Annotated in this window: 17 protein-coding genes and 1 pseudogene; 3 read left to right on the plus strand and 15 right to left on the minus strand. The window is 67.5% G+C overall.

Annotated elements, in window-relative coordinates:
• Positions 1–27: 27 nt before the first annotated feature.
• The gene (locus AC3A6B_RS21200; RefSeq protein ID WP_487838624.1) at positions 28–1,140 is read left to right on the plus strand and encodes an ABC transporter substrate-binding protein; all 1,113 of its coding nucleotides are present in this window, start codon (positions 28–30) and stop codon (positions 1,138–1,140) included.
• Positions 1,141–1,172: 32 nt separating this feature from the next.
• Here the strand turns inward: AC3A6B_RS21200 and AC3A6B_RS21205 are convergent, their stop codons facing one another.
• The 14 genes from AC3A6B_RS21205 to AC3A6B_RS21270 form a co-directional block, all read right to left on the minus strand.
• Positions 1,173–1,316 carry a hypothetical protein gene (locus AC3A6B_RS21205; protein ID WP_487838625.1) on the minus strand — a complete coding sequence of 48 codons (144 nt, stop codon included), beginning with the start codon at positions 1,314–1,316 and terminating at the stop codon, positions 1,173–1,175.
• A 92-nt stretch (positions 1,317–1,408) separates the two neighbouring features.
• Positions 1,409–3,103 (minus strand): MFS transporter, encoded by a 1,695-nt coding sequence (locus AC3A6B_RS21210; RefSeq protein WP_487838626.1) that lies wholly within the window; start codon positions 3,101–3,103, stop codon positions 1,409–1,411.
• A 148-nt stretch (positions 3,104–3,251) separates the two neighbouring features.
• Positions 3,252–3,893 (minus strand): 2-hydroxychromene-2-carboxylate isomerase, encoded by a 642-nt coding sequence (locus tag AC3A6B_RS21215; protein ID WP_487838627.1) that lies wholly within the window; start codon positions 3,891–3,893, stop codon positions 3,252–3,254.
• Entirely contained in the window at positions 3,890–4,081 is a 192-nt protein-coding gene (locus AC3A6B_RS21220) for a DUF1289 domain-containing protein (RefSeq protein WP_487838628.1), read from the minus strand. The genes AC3A6B_RS21215 and AC3A6B_RS21220 overlap by 4 nt, the downstream gene beginning before the upstream one ends.
• Positions 4,078–4,566: a YbaK/EbsC family protein gene (locus AC3A6B_RS21225; protein ID WP_487838686.1), complete on the minus strand. Its 489-nt coding sequence runs from the start codon at positions 4,564–4,566 to the stop codon at positions 4,078–4,080. The genes AC3A6B_RS21220 and AC3A6B_RS21225 overlap by 4 nt, the downstream gene beginning before the upstream one ends.
• An 81-nt stretch (positions 4,567–4,647) precedes the next feature.
• Positions 4,648–5,568, minus strand: a complete 921-nt coding sequence (locus AC3A6B_RS21230; protein ID WP_487838629.1) for a hydroxymethylglutaryl-CoA lyase — start codon at positions 5,566–5,568, stop codon at positions 4,648–4,650.
• Positions 5,569–5,587: 19 nt separating this feature from the next.
• Positions 5,588–6,517: a 2-hydroxyacid dehydrogenase gene (locus AC3A6B_RS21235; RefSeq protein WP_487838630.1), complete on the minus strand. Its 930-nt coding sequence runs from the start codon at positions 6,515–6,517 to the stop codon at positions 5,588–5,590.
• A gap of 134 nt (positions 6,518–6,651) precedes the next feature.
• Complete coding sequence (locus tag AC3A6B_RS21240) at positions 6,652–8,646, minus strand: acetyl/propionyl/methylcrotonyl-CoA carboxylase subunit alpha (protein ID WP_487838631.1); 1,995 nt, start codon at positions 8,644–8,646, stop codon at positions 6,652–6,654.
• On the minus strand, positions 8,639–9,310 hold the full coding sequence (locus AC3A6B_RS21245) for a DUF4126 domain-containing protein (protein ID WP_487838632.1): 672 nt from the start codon (positions 9,308–9,310) through the stop codon (positions 8,639–8,641). Before AC3A6B_RS21245 ends, AC3A6B_RS21240 begins: the two co-directional genes overlap by 8 nt.
• Positions 9,307–10,101, minus strand: coding sequence for an enoyl-CoA hydratase/isomerase family protein (locus tag AC3A6B_RS21250; RefSeq protein ID WP_487838633.1), 795 nt, complete (start codon positions 10,099–10,101; stop codon positions 9,307–9,309). Before AC3A6B_RS21250 ends, AC3A6B_RS21245 begins: the two co-directional genes overlap by 4 nt.
• Positions 10,098–10,610 carry a DinB family protein gene (locus AC3A6B_RS21255; protein WP_487838634.1) on the minus strand — a complete coding sequence of 171 codons (513 nt, stop codon included), beginning with the start codon at positions 10,608–10,610 and terminating at the stop codon, positions 10,098–10,100. Before AC3A6B_RS21255 ends, AC3A6B_RS21250 begins: the two co-directional genes overlap by 4 nt.
• 13 nt (positions 10,611–10,623) lie before the next feature.
• Positions 10,624–12,231 (minus strand): carboxyl transferase domain-containing protein, encoded by a 1,608-nt coding sequence (locus AC3A6B_RS21260; RefSeq protein ID WP_487838635.1) that lies wholly within the window; start codon positions 12,229–12,231, stop codon positions 10,624–10,626.
• Positions 12,228–13,895 (minus strand): AMP-binding protein, encoded by a 1,668-nt coding sequence (locus AC3A6B_RS21265; RefSeq protein ID WP_487838636.1) that lies wholly within the window; start codon positions 13,893–13,895, stop codon positions 12,228–12,230. The genes AC3A6B_RS21260 and AC3A6B_RS21265 overlap by 4 nt, the downstream gene beginning before the upstream one ends.
• 11 nt (positions 13,896–13,906) lie before the next feature.
• Positions 13,907–15,079 (minus strand): isovaleryl-CoA dehydrogenase, encoded by a 1,173-nt coding sequence (locus AC3A6B_RS21270; RefSeq protein ID WP_487838637.1) that lies wholly within the window; start codon positions 15,077–15,079, stop codon positions 13,907–13,909.
• 130 nt (positions 15,080–15,209) lie between these two features.
• Between AC3A6B_RS21270 and AC3A6B_RS21275 the strand changes: the two genes are divergently transcribed.
• A complete protein-coding gene (locus tag AC3A6B_RS21275) occupies positions 15,210–16,268 on the plus strand; it encodes an AraC family transcriptional regulator (protein ID WP_487838638.1) in 1,059 nt (352 codons plus the stop codon).
• An 83-nt stretch (positions 16,269–16,351) separates the two neighbouring features.
• Positions 16,352–16,549: a hypothetical protein gene (locus AC3A6B_RS21280; protein ID WP_487838639.1), complete on the plus strand. Its 198-nt coding sequence runs from the start codon at positions 16,352–16,354 to the stop codon at positions 16,547–16,549.
• 15 nt (positions 16,550–16,564) lie between these two features.
• On the opposite strand, the pseudogene AC3A6B_RS21285 reads toward AC3A6B_RS21280, so the two are convergent.
• Positions 16,565–17,246, minus strand: a pseudogene (locus tag AC3A6B_RS21285) (HAD family hydrolase).
• Positions 17,247–17,307: the final 61 nt, after the last annotated feature.

Consider the following 17,307-nt stretch of genomic DNA (forward strand, 5'->3'; position numbering starts at 1 on the left):
CGTTTCCACTCCTCACTAAGGTCTTCCATGAACAAGATGCGCGTGCTTTGCACGGCCGTCGTGCTGGCGCTCGGCACCATGAGCGCCGGCGCCCAGATCCTGATTGGCCAGACGGCCGGCATGACCGGCTCGGTGGCCGCCAGCGTCAACGAGACGATCGCCGGCGCGCAGCTGGTGATCGATGCGGCCAATGCCCAGGGCGGCATCGGCGGCGAAAAGATCGAGGTGCTGCGCATGGACGACGGCTTCGACGTCAAGCGGGCGGGCGAGAACGCCCGCGTGCTGATCGAGGACAAGAAGGTGGTGGCCCTGTTCATGAGCCGCGGCACGCCGCATTCGCAGGCCATCATTCCGTGGCTCGACAAGAACGATGTGGCGCTGATCGGCCCCTCTACCGGCGCCATGGTGCTGCACAAGCCGGTGCAGAGGCACGTGTTCAACGTGCGTTCGAGCTACCAGCGCGAGGCCGAGAAGGCGGTGGCGCACCTGCTCACCATCGGCGTGAGCCGGATCGCGGTGGTGCACGTGACCGACTCCTTCGGCCAGGACGCGCTCGAAGGCGCGATGAACGGCTTCAACAAGGCCAAGGCGACGCCCGCAGTGACGGTGCCGGCCGACCGCGACAAGCCCGACTACGCGGCCATCGTGCCGAAGATCACGGCCGCCAACGCCCAGGCCGTGGTGTGGATCGGCTCGGGCACCGTGGTGGTCGAAGGCGTCAAGGCGCTGCGCGCGGCGGGCTCGGCAGCCCAGGTGGTCACGCTGTCCAACAACGCCTCATCGGGCTTCATCAAGCAGCTGGGCGACGCGAGCCGCGGCGTGATCGTGACGCAGGTGTTCCCCAACGAGCGCTCGATCGGCCATCCGATGGTCAAGGAAGCGCTGGCACTGGCGCGCGCCAAGGGGCAGAACGAGCTCTCGCCGGCCGCGCTGGAAGGCTTCGCCTCGGCCAAGGTGCTGGTCGAGGCCCTGCGCCGCGCCGGGCCGAAGCCGACCCGCGCCAAGGTGCTGGCCGCGCTCGAAAGCATCCGCAGTCTCGACCTGGGCGGCGGCCTGGAGGTGAGCTATTCGCCGCAGGACCACTCGGGGATCGATTTCGCCGATCTGTCGATCATCAGCGACGGAAAATTCAAAAGGTAAGCCAGCCTGAAGGCTGGCTATTTCTGGGCCGGCTACTTTTGTTTGGCGGGTTCGGGGGCGTGCGTGACGTCGCCGCTGTGCGTCTCGCCCGACATGTCGACTTTGTCCCCCGCTTGCATGATCACGAACAGGGCGATGGCGGCGAAGATGACGAAGCCGACGGCAAGTTTCCACATGGGTTGAGTCTCCAGAAGATGTTCAAGAAAAAGGCCTCGTGCCGTGCCGGCACGAAGCCCCTTTGTTGAACAGAGGGCCGAAGCCCTCCGGTTCAGTCGTTGGCGTAGATGTCGACGTCCTTGGTCTCGCGGATGAACAGCGTGCCGATGACCAGCGTCATCGCGGCGATCACGATCGGATACCACAAGCCGTTGAACATGTTGCCGGTGCTGGCCACGATGGCGAAGGAGATGGGCGGCAGCAGACCGCCGAACCAGCCGTTGCCGATGTGATACGGCAGGCTCATCGAGGTGTAGCGGATGCGCGTGGGGAACAGTTCCACCAGCATCGCGGCGATCGGCCCGTACACCATCGTGACCAGGATCACGAGGTAGCTCAGGATCGCGACGATCAGCAGCTTGTTCATCTTGGCCGGGTCGGCCTTGGCGGGATAGCCCGCGGCCTTCAGGTCGTCGCCGATGCTCTTCTTGAACGCCGCGATAGACTTGGAAGAGGCCTCGTCGAACTTCGAGCTCACCACCGTGCCGGTCGGCGCTTCGATGGTCTTGTCGCCGATCTTCACGATCGCCTTCGAGCCCGGCGCGCCGGCAAGGTTCTCGTAGCTCACCGAGTTCTGCGCCAGGTAGCGCTTGGCAATGTCGCAGGAACTCCTGAAGTCGATTTCGCGCGCCACCGGATTGCCCTGGAAGGAGCAGGTCGCGGGATCGGCCGTCACCGTCACGGCGGCAGTCGCCTGTGCGCGGGCCAGATCAGGATTGGCCGCTTCGGCCAGCATCTTGAAGACCGGGAAGTAGGTGACCACGGCCAGCAGGCAGCCGGCCATGATGATCGGCTTGCGGCCGATCTTGTCCGACAGCGTGCCGAACAGCACGAAGAAGGGCGTGCCGATCAGGAGCGATGCGGCAATCATCAGGTTGGCGGTGGTGATGTCCACCTTGAGCTGCTGCGTCAGGAAGAAGAGCGCATAGAACTGGCCCGTGTACCAGACCACGGCCTGGCCGGCGGTGAGGCCGACAAGCGCCAGGATCACGATCTTGAGGTTCTTCCACTGGCCGAAGGATTCGGACAGCGGCGCCTTCGAGGTCTTGCCCTCGGCCTTCATCTTCTGGAAGGCCGGCGATTCGGAGAGCGAGAGCCGGATCCACACCGAGATGGCGAGCAGCGCGATCGAGACCAGGAACGGAATGCGCCAGCCCCAGTCCATGAAGGCCTGTTCGCCGATCCAGGTGCGCACGCCGAGGATGACCAAGAGGCTCAGGAACAGGCCGAGCGTGGCCGTGGTCTGGATCCACGAGGTGTAGGCACCGCGCTTGCCGTGCGGCGAGTGCTCGGCCACATAGGTGGCGGCACCGCCGTACTCGCCGCCGAGCGCGAGGCCCTGCAGCATGCGCAGCGCGATCAGGATCACCGGCGCCGCGACTCCGATGGTCGCGTAGCTGGGCAGGAGGCCGACGATGAAGGTCGACAAGCCCATGATCAGGATGGTCACCAGGAAGGTGTACTTGCGCCCGATCATGTCGCCGAGGCGGCCGAACACGATGGCGCCGAAGGGCCGAACCAGGAAGCCTGCCGCGAAGGCCAGCAGCGCGAAGATGAAGGCCGCGCCGGCATCCAGGCCGCTGAAGAACTGCTTGGCGATGATCGCAGCGAGCGAGCCGTAGAGATAGAAGTCGTACCACTCGAATACGGTGCCGAGGGAGGAGGCGAAGATGACTTTCTTCTCCTCCGAGGACATGGGCCGGGGTACAGGCATCGGCCTTCCCCGCGAATCAAGTGTGGCTGCCATTTCGTCGTCTCCTGTGGAATGTTCGGCCCACGGCGTGGGACGTGCGGCGATTGTTGGAGCGGCGACTGACCCAGGGCTTTCGCCAAACTGAATCGATGCTGACGGTTTAAGGTGAAACCCGAGGCGCGCGTTTCAGCTTGTAAGAAATTCAGCGATTGCTGCGCAGCAGCGAAGGTTGCTGGCCGGCGCCGTCCCATTGCGAGCCGGAGAACCAGGCATCGCCGGCGAGGTAGGCGCGCAGCATGGCGAGGCCGTCGAAGCCCCAGAACAGGCGCCCGTCGACCGCATAGGCCGGCACGCCGAACACGCCGCTCGCCACGGCCTCGTCGGTGTTGGTCTTGAGCTGGGCCTTGACCTCGTCGCCGCCGCCGTCGCGCACCAGCTTCAGCCGCGCGGCGAGCGCGGCCAGGCGCGTGGCATCGCCCGCTTCGCCGCCGCCCTGCCAGATGTCGCGGAAGATGGTTTCGGCCACATGGCGGTTGATGTCGCCGTCCGGCGTGGTGGCCAGCGCGAGGCGCAGATGCGGCAGCGCGTTGTAGGGATGCGAAGCCGGCATCTCGATCGCGATGCCGTTCGCCTGGCCCAGCCACAGCACGTGGCGGTAGGTCCAGGCCCGCTTGGCCGGAATCTCGGCCGGCCCGAGCTGGCCATGGTGCTTGAGCAGCGCGCCGAGCAGCACCGGCCGGTAGGCCACGCTGTAGCTCAGGCCTTCGAGCGCCCGCGGCAGATGCTCGAAAGCCAGGCAGGCGTAGGGCGAGATGAAGTCGAGGTAGAAGGTGATGTGCTTCATGGGCATTCCGCCTTGTCGGGGTGGGCCGCCTTTCGTTCCTCGATGCGCAGCCAGACGGCCTCCTTGGCCGCGTCGTCCATGCGGCTCCAGCCTGCGATTTCGTCGAGCGTGCGCAGGCAGCCCTCGCACAGGCCGCTCCTTGCGTTCATGCGGCACACCGAGGTGCAAGGCGAGGCAACGGTGCTCACACCACGTCCGCCACCGGCGCGCCGGTCAGTCCTTCGAGATCGTGCGGGCGCAGCCGCACCACCGCGTGCGGATGGCCTGCCGCGGCCCAGACGTCCTCGAAGCGGAACAGCTCGCGGTCGATCAGCATCACCGGCGGCGTCGCATGCGCGAAGGGCGAGACGCCGCCGATCGAGAAGCCGGTCGTGCTCTTGACGAAATCGGCGTCGGCACGGCCCAGCTTGCCGACCAGCGCCTCCACCTTCTTCTCGTCCACGCGCTTGTCGCCCGAGGTCACGATCAGCACCGCCGTGTCGTCGCTCTTGCGGCGGAACACGATGCTCTTGGCGATCTGCCCCAGCGCGATGCCCAGCGCATCCGCCGCCTGCTGCGCGGTGCGGCAGGCATCGTCGAGCATCTGCGGCGCATGGGGATGGCCCTTGTCCTGCAGCAGGCGCGCGACGCGCTGGACGCCATCGGGCAAGCCGTTGAGTTCAGCACCGCACATCATGGTGCTCCCACGCTTGCCACTTCGTGTGCTGCGCTGCCCCCGAGGGGGCCTTCGCGTCTTGGGGCGGCCCGGCGACGCTCATGCCGCCCTCTTGATACGGAGCGCCTTCGACGCGCGCGAGTTCGGCTCGCGTCCCAGGGCCTCGCTGATGTAGACGCCGGCGTCGATCAGCAAGTCCAGATCGATGCCGGTCTCGATGCCCATGCCGTGCAGCATGTAGACCACGTCCTCGGTCGCGACGTTGCCGGTCGCGCCCTTGGCATATGGGCAGCCGCCGAGCCCGGCCGAGGAGGTGTCGAACTGCCACACGCCCATCTCCAGGCTCGCGAGCGTGTTGGAGAGGGCCTGGCCGTAGGTGTCGTGGTAGTGGCCGGAGACATCGTCGATGCCGTAGTGCTTGAGCGTCGCCTCGAGCGCGCGCTGCACCTTGACCGGCGTGCCGACGCCGATGGTGTCGGCCACGCCCACATGCTGCACGCCGATGCCCTTCATGAGCCCGGCCAGCATGTCGACGCGCGAGGGCGCGATCTCGCCCTCGTAGGGGCAGCCCACCGTGCACGACATCGCGCCGCGCACGTAGATTCCTTTTTCGCGCGCCGCCTCGACCACAGGGCGGAAGCGCTCGATGCTCTCGGCGATCGAGCAGTTGATGTTCTTCTGGCTGAAGGCCTCGCTGGCGGCGCCGAAGACCACGATCTCGTCGGGCCATTCCTCGCGAGGCGCCGCCATCGCGGCCTCGAAGCCCTTCATGTTCGGCGTCAGTACCGAGTAGCGCACGCCGGGCTTGCGCCGGATGCCGTGCATCACTTCGGCGTTGTCGGCCATCTGCGGGACCCACTTGGGGGAGACGAAGCTGGTGACCTCGATCTCCTTCAGGCCCGCATCCTGCAGCCGGTGCACCAGGCCGATCTTGATCTCGGCCGATACCGGCTGCTTCTCATTCTGGAGGCCGTCGCGCGGGCCGACGTCGACGATCTTGACTTTGGATGGAAGTTTCATGCTTGCCTCACGGAGCGCATCAGTATCCACGCTCACGCCCGACCACGCCCGCAATAGGCTCACCGAGCTCGACCGCGCGGATCTTGCCGGCGATCTGGGCGATCGAGGCCTCGCGCACCGTGCGCGCGGAACCGTGCGGCGTCACCGTGATCTTCGGATGGCGCCAGAACGGGTGCTCCGCGGGCAGGGGCTCGACCTCGAACACGTCGAGCGTCGCGCCGGCCAGCTGGCCGCTGTCGAGCAGCGGGATCAGGTCGGCCTCCACCAGGTGCGCACCGCGTGCGACGTTGATCAGGTAGCCGCCGGGGCCGCCGCCGTTCAGGCGCGACAGGTTCTCGCGGTTCAGGATGCCGCGCGTGGCCTCCGTCAACGGCAGCAGGTTGACCAGCACGCGGCTCGCGCCCAGGAAGGCATCGAACTCCGCCTCGCCGGCAAAACAGCGCAGGCCCTCGATGGCCTTGGGCGAACGGCTCCAGCCGTTGACCGGGAACTCGAACTGCGCAACAGCCTTCGCGACGCGCTCGCCCAGTACGCCGAGCCCCATTACGCCGACCGCGAAGTCCTCGCGCTCGCGCGGCTTGCGAAAGCTCCAGCGGCCTTCGCGCGCGTCGGCCTCGTAGATGTCGAACTCGCGGAAATGCCGGATCAGCGCATGGCAGACGTACTCGGCCATCTGCACCGACATGCCGGCATCGTCGAGCCGCACCACTTGCGCCTCGGGCGGCAGCTTCAGCTTGAGCAGCGCATCGACGCCGGCGCCGATGTTGAAGATGCCGCGCAGCCGCGGCTGGTCGTCGATGAATTCCTGCGGCGGCGACCAGACCACGGCGTGGTCGGCCTGCGGTGCGCCGGGACGCCAGTTCTCCACCACGGCTTCGGGCAGCGCGGCGCGCAGGCCTTCGATCCAGGCATCGGGGCGGTTGTCGGTGAGGCAGACGGTGATTCGCATTTGTCCTGCATCTTAGGTCGAGGAAGGCCTGGCCTGTTCGGGGAACACCGCGGAACCGGCTTTGCCGGGCCGCTGGTGTTGCCCCCGGCGAGGGGGTTGGCGGCCACACGAAGTGGGCAAGCCTGGGGGTGAGCTCAGGCGGCAATGCGCAGAAGCTCCGCGCCCTCCGTGACCTGATCCCCGGGCATGTAGAGGAGTTCCTCCACGGTCCCGTCCGCCGGCGCTGCGATCGTGTGCTCCATCTTCATCGCCTCCATCACCGCGAGCGGCTGGCCGCGGCTGACCTTGTCGCCGGCCTTGACCGCAAAGGACACCACCTTGCCGGGCATCGGCGCCGTGAGCCGGCCGCCCTCCGCGTGCACGTCGCCGGCATGGGCCAGGCGGTCGATGGCGACGATCCGCGTGGCGCCGTGCGCTGCGAAGATGTAGGCCGTGTCCTGGTCTTCGTAGACGTCCAGGGTGTGGCGCTGGCCGTTGAACTGGACCTCGAGCTCGCCCGTGGGGAAGCGGCCGATCACCAGCGGACCCGACACCTCGCCGACGCACAGCGCGAGCGCGCCATCGTGCAGGTAGCTCAGCTCGGCGCTTTGCGGCTCGCCGCGAAACTCGAAGGCGAAGGGCCTGAGCGCGATGCCGTGCGATTGCCAGCCGTCGCGGCGGCTGAAGGGGTCGGCCGAGGCGCTCGCAGCTTCTTCGAGCAGGGTGTGCGCGATCGATGCCGCGGCCGCCAGCGGCAGGCCCAGCGGCTCCTGGTCGAACAGCACCGCGCGTTCGCGCTCGATCAGCGCAGTGTCGAGCTTCGCGTTCGCAAAGGAGTCGGTGCAGAGGATGCCGCGCAGGAACTGCACGTTGGTTGCCACGCCGACGATGTGCGTCTGCGCCAGCGCGGCGTCGAGCCGGGCCAGCGCTTCCTCGCGCGTGGCGCCGTGCACGATCAGCTTGGCAATCATCGAGTCGTAGAAGGGCGAGATCACGCCGCCTTCGCGCACGCCGTCGTCGATGCGCACCCGGCTGCGCTGGAAGGCCGTGGCCTGCGGCTTGCGATAAACGTGCAAGGTGCCGGTGGCGGGCAGGAAGTTGTTGTCCGGGTTCTCGGCGCAGATGCGCGCCTCGATCGCATGGCCGTGGATCTGCAATTGATCCTGCGCGAGCGGCAGCGTTTCGCCCGCGGCCACGCGCAACTGCCATTCGACCAGGTCGAGCCCGGTGATCGCTTCGGTCACCGGATGCTCCACCTGCAGGCGCGTATTCATCTCCATGAAGAAAAAATTCATTTCGCCATCGCCGCGCTGTTCGACGATGAACTCCACCGTGCCCGCGCCCACGTACTTCACCGCACGCGCGGCAGCCACCGCGGCCTCGCCCATCTGCTTGCGCATCGCCTCCGTCATGCCCGGCGCCGGCGCCTCTTCCAGCACCTTCTGATGGCGTCGCTGCACCGAGCAGTCGCGTTCGAACAGGTAGACGTAGTTGCCTTGCGTGTCGCCGAACACCTGGATCTCGATGTGGCGCGGCCGCTGCACGTACTTCTCGATCAGCACCGCGTCGTCACCGAAGCTGTTGATGGCCTCGCGCTGGCACGAAGCCAGCGAGGGCGCGAAGTCGACCGCCCTCTCGACCACGCGCATGCCCTTGCCGCCCCCGCCGGCGCTGGCCTTGATCAGCACCGGGTAGCCGATGCGGTCGGCCTCGCGCTGCAGCAGGTCCGGGTTCTGGTCGCTGCCGTGGTAGCCGGGCACCAGCGGCACGCCGGCTTTTTCCATCAGCTGCTTGGATTCGGCCTTCAGGCCCATGGCCTTGATGGCCGAAGGCGGCGGGCCGATGAAGACCAGGCCGGCATCGGCGCAGGCCTGCGCGAACTCCTCGTTCTCGCTCAGGAAACCGTAGCCCGGGTGCACCGCCTGCGCGCCTGTAGCCTTGGCCGCTTCGAGGATCTTTTCCCAGCGCAGGTAGCTGTCTTTCGGCGCGCTGCCGCCCAGGTAGATCGATTCGTCGCAGGCGCGCACGTGGTTGGCATGGGCGTCGGCATCGGAGTACACGGCCACCGTGCGGATGGCCATGCGGCGGGCCGTGGCGGCGACGCGGCAGGCGATTTCACCGCGGTTGGCAATAAGAATCTTCTTAAACATGAGGGGTGTCTTCCGGAGGATTTTTCTTGAACTGGAACGCGGATACGACGCCGGGATCCGGCTGTCCGCTGAAGATGCGCGCCACGCGTCCGAACAGCGCCCTGAGGAAGCGCCAGCTCTTTCGGATCAGCCACACGCTGAGCACGAGCACGGCGATGAACAGCACCGCGAACACCAGCGGATGCGCCACGGCCAGCCACAGGCCGGCCGGCACCAGCGTGTCTTCGACCAGCGAAGCGCCGACGTTGCTGAAGGGCTCGGGCGAAGTGTTGATCGCGGCGCGCGTGGTGGCCTTGGCCGCATGCGCGGTGGCCGCGAAGCCGCCGCCCAGCAGCGCAGCCACGATCGCCATCACCGCATGGTCGGTGCCGAAGACGCTGGCGGCCAGCGCCGCGCCGGCCGGAATGCGGATCGCCGTGTGCACCATGTCCCACAGCGAATCGAGGCCCGGGATCTTGTCGGCAAAGAACTCAATGAAAACCATGAAGCCGCTGGCCGCGATGACCACCGGATGCGCGAGCATCTGCAGCCCGCCCGGCAGCTGCACCCAGCCGAGGTAGCCGGCCAGGCCGGTCAGCAGCACGACCAGGTAGAGCCGCACGCCGCTGGCCCAGCCGATGGCGGCGGACAGCGCGAGCAGTTGCGGCAGGTCGAGGCTGTTCATGATTCAAGCCATGAGGGCTTGCGCTTTTGCAGGAAGGCCCGCACGCCTTCGCGGCCTTCTTCGCTGGTGCGGATGTCGGCGATGCGCTGCACCGTCTTGGCGATCAGCGCATCGTCGATCTCGCGGCCGGCGACATCGGCGATCAATTGCTTGCAGGCGCGCACGGCCGCCGGACTCGCGCCGGCGAAGGCCTTCACCAATTCGGCCACCTTGGCATCGAGCGCATCGGCTGCCACCACCTCGTGCACGAAACCGATGCGATGCGCCTCCGCCGCAGTGAAGCGCTCGGCCGTCAGGAAGTAGCGCTGCGCCGCGCGCGTGCCCATCGCGCGCAGCACATAGGGGCTGATGGTCGCGGGGATCAGGCCGATCTTGACTTCGCTCAGGCAGTACCAGGCCGTGTCGACCGACACCGCGACATCGCAGGCGGCGACCAGCCCCATGCCGCCGGCATAGACATCGCCCTGCACGCGCGCGATCACCGGCTTCGGGCTCTCGTGGATGGTGCGCAGCATATCGGCCAGGCCGCCCGCATCGGCCAGGTTCTGCTCGTGCGTGAAGTCGGCCGCGCGGCGCATCCAGTTGAGATTGGCGCCGGCGCAGAAGGCCGGGCCGTTGGCGCCCAGCACGATGACGCGCACATCGGGCGCGGCGCTGGCCTGCGAGAAGGCATCGCCCAGCTCGCGGATGACCACGTCGTCGAAGGCATTGCGCAGCTCGGGCCGGTCGAGCCAGATGCGCGCGACCGCGCCTTCGATTGCGAGGTCGAGCGTGGTGAATGGTGTGCTCATGGAGAACGTGCCTCTTGTTGCAACAGAAAGACCCAGTCGATCTCGGGCCCCGGCTGGACCATGGCCGTCAGCGCAGCCGTCAACTGGCCGCGATGGTGGGTCGCGTGGTTGAACACATGGCCGAGCGCCGGCGCGAAGGGGATGCGCACTTCCTCGCCGTTGTTGCGCGTGTAGGCCAGCTCGCCGTCGTAGCGCTCGGGCGCGAGCGTCGCGAGCCAGGGGCTCCAGCGCGTCACCGCCGCGCCCAGCGCCTCGCACAGCGCGGCGCGCTCGGCGTGCAGCTCGCTGTCGAGCGGGATGCGCGGCGAGCGGCCTTCGGCGAAGCGCGCGTACCAGATGTTGTCGGCCACCAGCAGGTGGTTGACCGTGCGATGCACCGAGCGGAAGAAGAGGCCGCAGTCGCGATGCCAGTCGGCATCGGACAGCCCTTTCAGATGGGCGTCGAGCAGCGTGTGCGTGGCCCAGACGTGGTAGCGCCCCAGGCTCGCGAAGTAGTTCGGAAGCGACATGACAGCCTCTGCCTCACATGCGGAAGATGCCGAACTTCGGCTCCGGGATCGGCGCGTTGCGCGCCGCCGCCAGGCCCAGCGCCAGCACGCGGCGCGTGTCGGCCGGATCGATGATGCCGTCGTCCCACAGCCGCGCCGTCGCGTAGTAGGGATGGCCCTGCGCCTCGTACTGCTGGCGGATCGGCGACTTGAAGGCTTCTTCCTCCTCGGCGCTCCACTGCCCGCCCTTGGCCTCGATGCCGTCGCGCTTGACGGTGGCCAGCACGCTCGCGGCCTGCTCGCCGCCCATCACGCTGATGCGCGCGTTGGGCCACATCCAGAGGAAGCGCGGCGAGTAGGCGCGGCCGCACATGCCGTAGTTGCCGGCGCCGAAGCTGCCGCCGATGATGATGGTGAACTTGGGCACGTTGGCGGTGGCCACCGCCGTCACCATCTTGGCGCCATGACGGGCGATGCCTTCGTTCTCGTACTTGCGCCCGACCATGAAGCCGGTGATGTTCTGCAGGAACACCAGCGGAATCTTGCGCTGGCAGCACAGCTCGATGAAGTGCGCGCCCTTCTGCGCCGATTCGCTGAAAAGAATGCCGTTGTTGGCGACGATGCCCACCGGCATGCCTTCGATCTCGGCGAAACCGCAGACCAGCGTGGCGCCGAAGCGCGACTTGAACTCGTGGAACTCGCTGCCGTCGACGATGCGCGCGATGATCTCGCGCACGTCGAAGGGCTTGCGGGTGTCGGTGGGGATCACGCCGTAGAGCTCCTCCGCCGCATAGCAGGGGGCGCGCGCCACAGAAGGACCGGGTGCTTGCGCCCGGTTTGCATCCAGGTTCTTCACCGCCGAACGCGCGAGCGCCAGTGCATGCAGGTCGTTCTGCGCCAGGTGATCGGCCACGCCCGACAGCCGGGTGTGCACGTCGCCGCCGCCCAGGTCCTCGGCCGTCACCACCTCGCCGGTGGCCGCCTTCACCAGCGGCGGGCCGCCCAGGAAGATGGTGCCCTGGTTCTTGACGATGATCGACTCGTCGCTCATTGCCGGCACGTAGGCGCCGCCGGCCGTGCAGGAGCCCATGACCACCGCGATCTGCGCGATGCCTTGCGCGCTCATGTTGGCCTGGTTGTAGAAGATGCGGCCGAAGTGATCGCGGTCCGGGAACACCTCGTCCTGGTTCGGCAGGTTGGCGCCGCCCGAATCGACCAGGTAGATGCAGGGCAGCCGGTTCTGCTCCGCGATCTCCTGCGCGCGCAGGTGCTTCTTGACGGTGACGGGATAGTAGGTGCCGCCCTTCACCGTCGCGTCGTTGCACACGATCATGCAGTCCACGCCGCTCACGCGCCCGATGCCGGCGATCAGCCCGGCGCCGGGCGCCGCGCCGTGGTACATCGCGTGGGCCGCGAGCGGCGCGACTTCGAGAAAGGGCGTGCCCGGGTCGAGCAGCTGCGCCACGCGATCGCGCGGCAGCAGCTTGCCGCGCGCCGTGTGCTTGGCACGTGCCGCCTCGCCGCCGCCGGCCTGGACCTTGGCGAACTGCGCGAGCAGGTCGTCGACCAGTGCGCGCATCGCGGTGGCGTTGGCCTGGAAATCGGCGGAACGGGCGTTGAGTTTGGTTTCGAGTTTGCTCATGCGGTTTTTTCTTCGTCCAGGCCCAGCTGGTGTTTCATCGCTTCGCGGATCTTGAACTTCTGGATCTTGCCTGTCACCGTCATCGGGAACTCGGTGACGAACTGGATGTACTTCGGCACCTTGTAGTGCGCGATCTGGCCCTTGCAGAAGTCGCGCACTTCATCGGCCGTCAGTGCCTGGCCCGGCTTGGGAATGATCCAGGCGCAGAGCTCCTCGCCGTATTTCTTGTCGGGCAGGCCGACCACCTGCACGTCCTGGATCTTCGGATGCCGGTAGAGGAATTCCTCGATCTCGCGCGGGTAGATGTTCTCGCCACCGCGGATCACCAGGTCCTTGATGCGGCCGACGATGTTGACGTAGCCCTCGGCGTCCATGGTGGCGAGGTCGCCGGTGTGCATCCAGCCTTCGGCATCGATGGCTTCGCGCGTCTTCTCCTCGTCTTCCCAGTAGCCGTGCATGACCGAATAGCCGCGCGTGCAGAACTCGCCCGAGACGCCGGGCGCGATGATCTCGCCCGTTTCGGGGTCGATGATCTTGATCTCGATGTGCGGCTGCACGGTGCCGACGGTCGACACGCGCTTCTCGAGCGGCGTGTCGGTCGAACTCTGGCAGCTCACCGGACTCGTTTCGGTCATGCCGTAGGCGATGGTGATCTCGCGCAAGTGCATCTGGTCGACCACCCGCTTCATCACCTCGGTCGGGCACGGCGAGCCGGCCATGATGCCGGTGCGCAGCGTGCTGAAGTCGAACTCCTTGAAGCGCGGATGGTCGAGCTCGGCGATGAACATCGTCGGCACGCCGTGCAGGCCGGTGCAGCGCTCGGCCTGCACCGTCTGCATCACGGTGAGCGGGTCGAAGCCGTCGTTCGGATAGACGATGGTCGAGCCGTGCGTGAGGCAGGCCAGGTTGCCGAGCACCATGCCGAAGCAGTGGTAGAGCGGCACCGGGATGCAGAGCCGGTCTTGCGGCGTGAGCTTCATGCACTCGCCGATGAAGAAGCCGTTGTTGAGGATGTTGCGGTGGGTGAGCGTCGCGCCCTTGGGAAAGCCGGTGGTGCCGCTGGTGAACTGGATGTTGATCGGGTCGGTGGCCTTGAGCGTACGGCCGATCTGCGCGATGCGCCGATCGTCTGGATCGCCGCTCGCCAGCAGCGCGGAGAAGCGCTGCGCACCCGGCACCTCGTCGCCGGCGCCCTCCTTGTCGATCCAGGCGATGTGCTTCAAGAGCGGCAGGCGCGCCGGACCCAGCTCGCGCAGCATGCCGAGGTAGTCGCTGGTCTTGAACTGCGGCATCGTGACCAGCGCCTTGCATGCCACCTTGTTGAGCGCGTATTCGAGCTCGGCGGTGCGGTAGGCCGGATTGATGTTGACCAGGATGATGCCGACCTTGGCGGTGGCGATCTGCATCAGCACCCAGGCGACGTTGTTGTGCGACCAGATGCCGACGCGGTCGCCGGGCGCGAGCCCGAGGTTGAGCAGCGCGCTGGCCAGGCGGTCGGCTTCGCGCTGCAGTTCGAGGTAGCTCAGGCGCTTGCTCTCGTGCACGCTGACCAGCGCTTCACGCGCGCCCTGCCGCGCCGCCATGTCGTCGAGGAAATCGCCGAGGGTCTGCTCGATCAGCGGCACATCGGTGGCGCCTTGCGCCAGGCTGCGCGTGAGGGACATGAAAACCTCCTTCAGGCGGTTTCGGCGAACAGTTCGCGGCCGATCAGCATGCGCCGGATCTCGCTGGTTCCGGCGCCGATCTCGTACAGCTTGGCATCGCGCCACAGCCGTCCGACCGGGAACTCGTTGGTATAGCCCACGCCCCCCAGCGCCTGGATCGCCTCGCCGGCCATCCAGGTGGCCTTTTCGGCCGAGTAGAGAATCGCGCCAGCGGCGTCCTTGCGGAAAGTGCGCGCATGGTCGTTGCGGTCGCAGGCCTTGCCCACTGCATATACATAGGCTCGCGTGGCCTGCCAGGTCGAGTACATGTCGGCCAGCTTGCCCTGCATGAGCTGGAACTCGCCGATGCTCTGGCCGAACTGCTTGCGCTCGTGCACGAAGGGCAGCACCGCGTCCATGCAGGCGGCCATGATGCCGAGCGGGCCGCCGGAGAGCACCGCGCGCTCGTAGTCGAGGCCGCTCATCAGCACCTTGGCGCCGGCGCCCTCGCCGCCCAGCACGTTCTCCTCGGGCACTTCGCAGTTGTCGAAGAAGAGCGGGTAGGTGTTGGAGCCGCGCATGCCGAGCTTGTCGAGCTTGGTGCCGGCCGAGAAGCCCTTGAAGCCCTTCTCGACGATGAAGGCCGTCATGCCGCGCGCGCCCATCTCGGGCTCGGTCTTGGCATAGATCACCAAGGTGTCGGCGTCGCCGCCGTTGGTGATCCACATCTTGCCGCCGTTGAGCACGTAGCGGTCGCCCTTCTTCTCGGCGCGCAGCTTCATGCTGACCACGTCGGAGCCGGCGTTGGGCTCGCTCATCGCGAGCGCGCCCACGTGCTCGCCGCTCACCAGCTTGGGCAGGTACTTCTTCTTCTGCGCCTCGCTGCCGTTGCGGTGGATCTGGTTGACGCACAGGTTCGAGTGCGCGCCGTAGGAGAGGCCGACCGAGGCCGAGGCCCGCGACACCTCTTCCATCGCCACGATGTGGGCGAGGTAGCCGAGCTCGGTGCCGCCGTACTCTTCTTTCACCGTCATGCCGTGCAGGCCGAGCTCGCCGAGCTTCTTCCAGAGGTCGTGCGGGAACAGGTTCTCGCGGTCGATGTCGGCGGCGCGCGGCGCGATCTCGTCGGCGGCGAAGTTCTGGATCGCATCGCGCAGCGAATCGATGGTCTCGCCCAGGTCGAAGTTCAGGCCGGGGTCATGCATGGGGTTGTCTCCTCACAAGCGGTGTCGTTGGCGCCGGAAATCCCGCGCAGGAAGGCGCAGCTTACGCCCTGTGCCGTTGCAATTGGCGCCACAATGGTTGCATATTGCGTCACCGAGACCGCCCTCCTCCATGTCCTCTTCGCTCTTCAAGCCGGCCAGCCGCGCCGCCACGCCCATGGCCTTCGTGCGAGCGATCGTCCTGGGCTACGAGCGCTACGGCATGGACCCGGCCAAGGCCCTCGCACAGGCACAGATTGCGCCGCGCGATCTGAAGAACGCGCAGGGCCGGGTGACGGCCGCGCAGTTCGAGGTGCTGTCGGGCTTCGCGATGCAGGAACTCGACGACGAGGCGCTCGGCTGGTTCAGCCGCCGCCTGCCCTGGGGCACCTACGGCATGCTGTGCCGCGCCTCGCTGAGCTCGCCCAACCTCGGGGTCGCGATCAAGCGCTGGTGCCGGCACCACCGGCTCCTGACCGAGGAAATCGCGCTCGAGCTGAAGGTGGCGGGCGGCGTGGCGACGGTGTCGATCCGGGAGCAGGCCGAGCTCGGCGCCCTGCGCGAGTTCTGCCTGGTGTCGAACCTGCGCTTCCTGCACGGCTATGCCTCCTGGGTCATCGACTCGCGGGTCTCGCTGCGCGAAGCGGCCTTTCCCTTCGAGGCGCCGCCGCACCGCGATGCCTATCCACTGATGTTCGGCGGCGCGCTGCGCTTCGGTGCCGAGGTAGCGAGCTACAGCTTCGACGAACGCTACCTGGCCTTGCCCCCGCAGCGCGACGAGCAGGCGCTGCGCACCATGCTGCGGCGCGCGCTGCCGCTCACGGTGCTGCAGTACCGCCGCGACCGGCTGCTGGGCCAGCGCGTGCGCGAGCTGCTGCGCACGCGCGGCAGGGAGGCCGCCACGGCCGAGGCGCTGGCTGCGATCCTGAACCTGTCGGCCCGCACGCTGCATCGGCAGTTGCAGGAAGAAGGCGTTTCGCTGCAGGCGCTGAAGGACGAAGTGCGGCATGAGCAGGCGGCCGAGCAGTTGCGCCGCACCGAGCGGCCGATCAAGCAGATCGCGCTGGCGGTGGGATTTCGCAACGAGAAAAGCTTCTCCCGCGCGTTCCGGGCCTGGGCAGGTGTAACACCCGGCGCATTTCGTCGCGGCGGCGCATCGGAGGCCGGGCGCAGGCTTGCCTCGCGCGGATGATCCGTGACAAAGTTCTGCGCTTCGCTCGCCGCCAGCACGCATCGCATGCCATCGACGCGCCCTCCCGCCCTAGGATCGAAGGCATGGATACTCCCGACACCGACACTTCCGAATACGCGGCCCTGGTCGAATTCGCCGCGACCTCGGGCCGCTCGCGCATCCATCCGGCGGTGGTCGAGAACGCCGACAAGCTGATCACCCGCTTCTGGTCGGCACGCGCCCAGGCCATGACCCAGGCCCTGGCCGCCATGGCCAAGGCGGCCACGCAGCGCAGCAGCTGAAGTTTTTCTTGTCCCTCAGCGTTCCTGCGCCGCCAGCAGCGCCGGCAGCTGCGCCATGTCGCTGAACACCTGCGTCACGCCGACGGCGCGCAGCGCCTCCGGCCCGCTGTGGCCGAGGTCGGAAGGGCTGTAGCCGAACACGGTGGCGCCCGCGGCCACGCCGGCTGTCGCGCCGGTCACCGTGTCCTCGACCACCGCGCAGCGCGCCGGATCGACGCCCAGCGCGGCGGCTGCCGAGGTAGACGTCGGGCGCGGGCTTGGAGCGCGGCATCTCGTGGCCGCTGAAGATGCGGCCTTCGAAGCAGTCGAGGATGCCGATCTTGTCGAGCTGCAGCTCCACCTTGTGGCGGTCGGCGCCCGACGCGCAGGCGATGCGCCCGTCGAGCGCCGCGTGCAGCGCGCGCACCGCGCCGGCGGCGTTGGGGATCGCGACCAGCTCGCGTTCGAGCGCGGCGTTGCGGCGGCCGCGAAAGCCGTGCAGCCATTCGGGGGTGATGACGAAACCGGTGTTGGCCTCGATCAGCGCGACTTCGTCCTTCACCGCCTTGCCGGTGAAGAGGCGCATCGACTCCTCCACCGTGAGCTGCCAGCCGAGCTCGCCGAGCATCTCGGCGAGCACGCGGTTGGTGATGGGTTCGGAGTCGACGAGAACGCCGTCGCAATCGAAGAGAACGGCGTCGAAGGGGATGGAATTCATGAGGCTGATCCTAAACAATGTGCCCCCACGCTCCGTCACTTCGTGTACTCGCTGCCCCCGA

It is taken from the genome of Variovorax sp. Soil_C_33 (assembly GCF_057656935.1).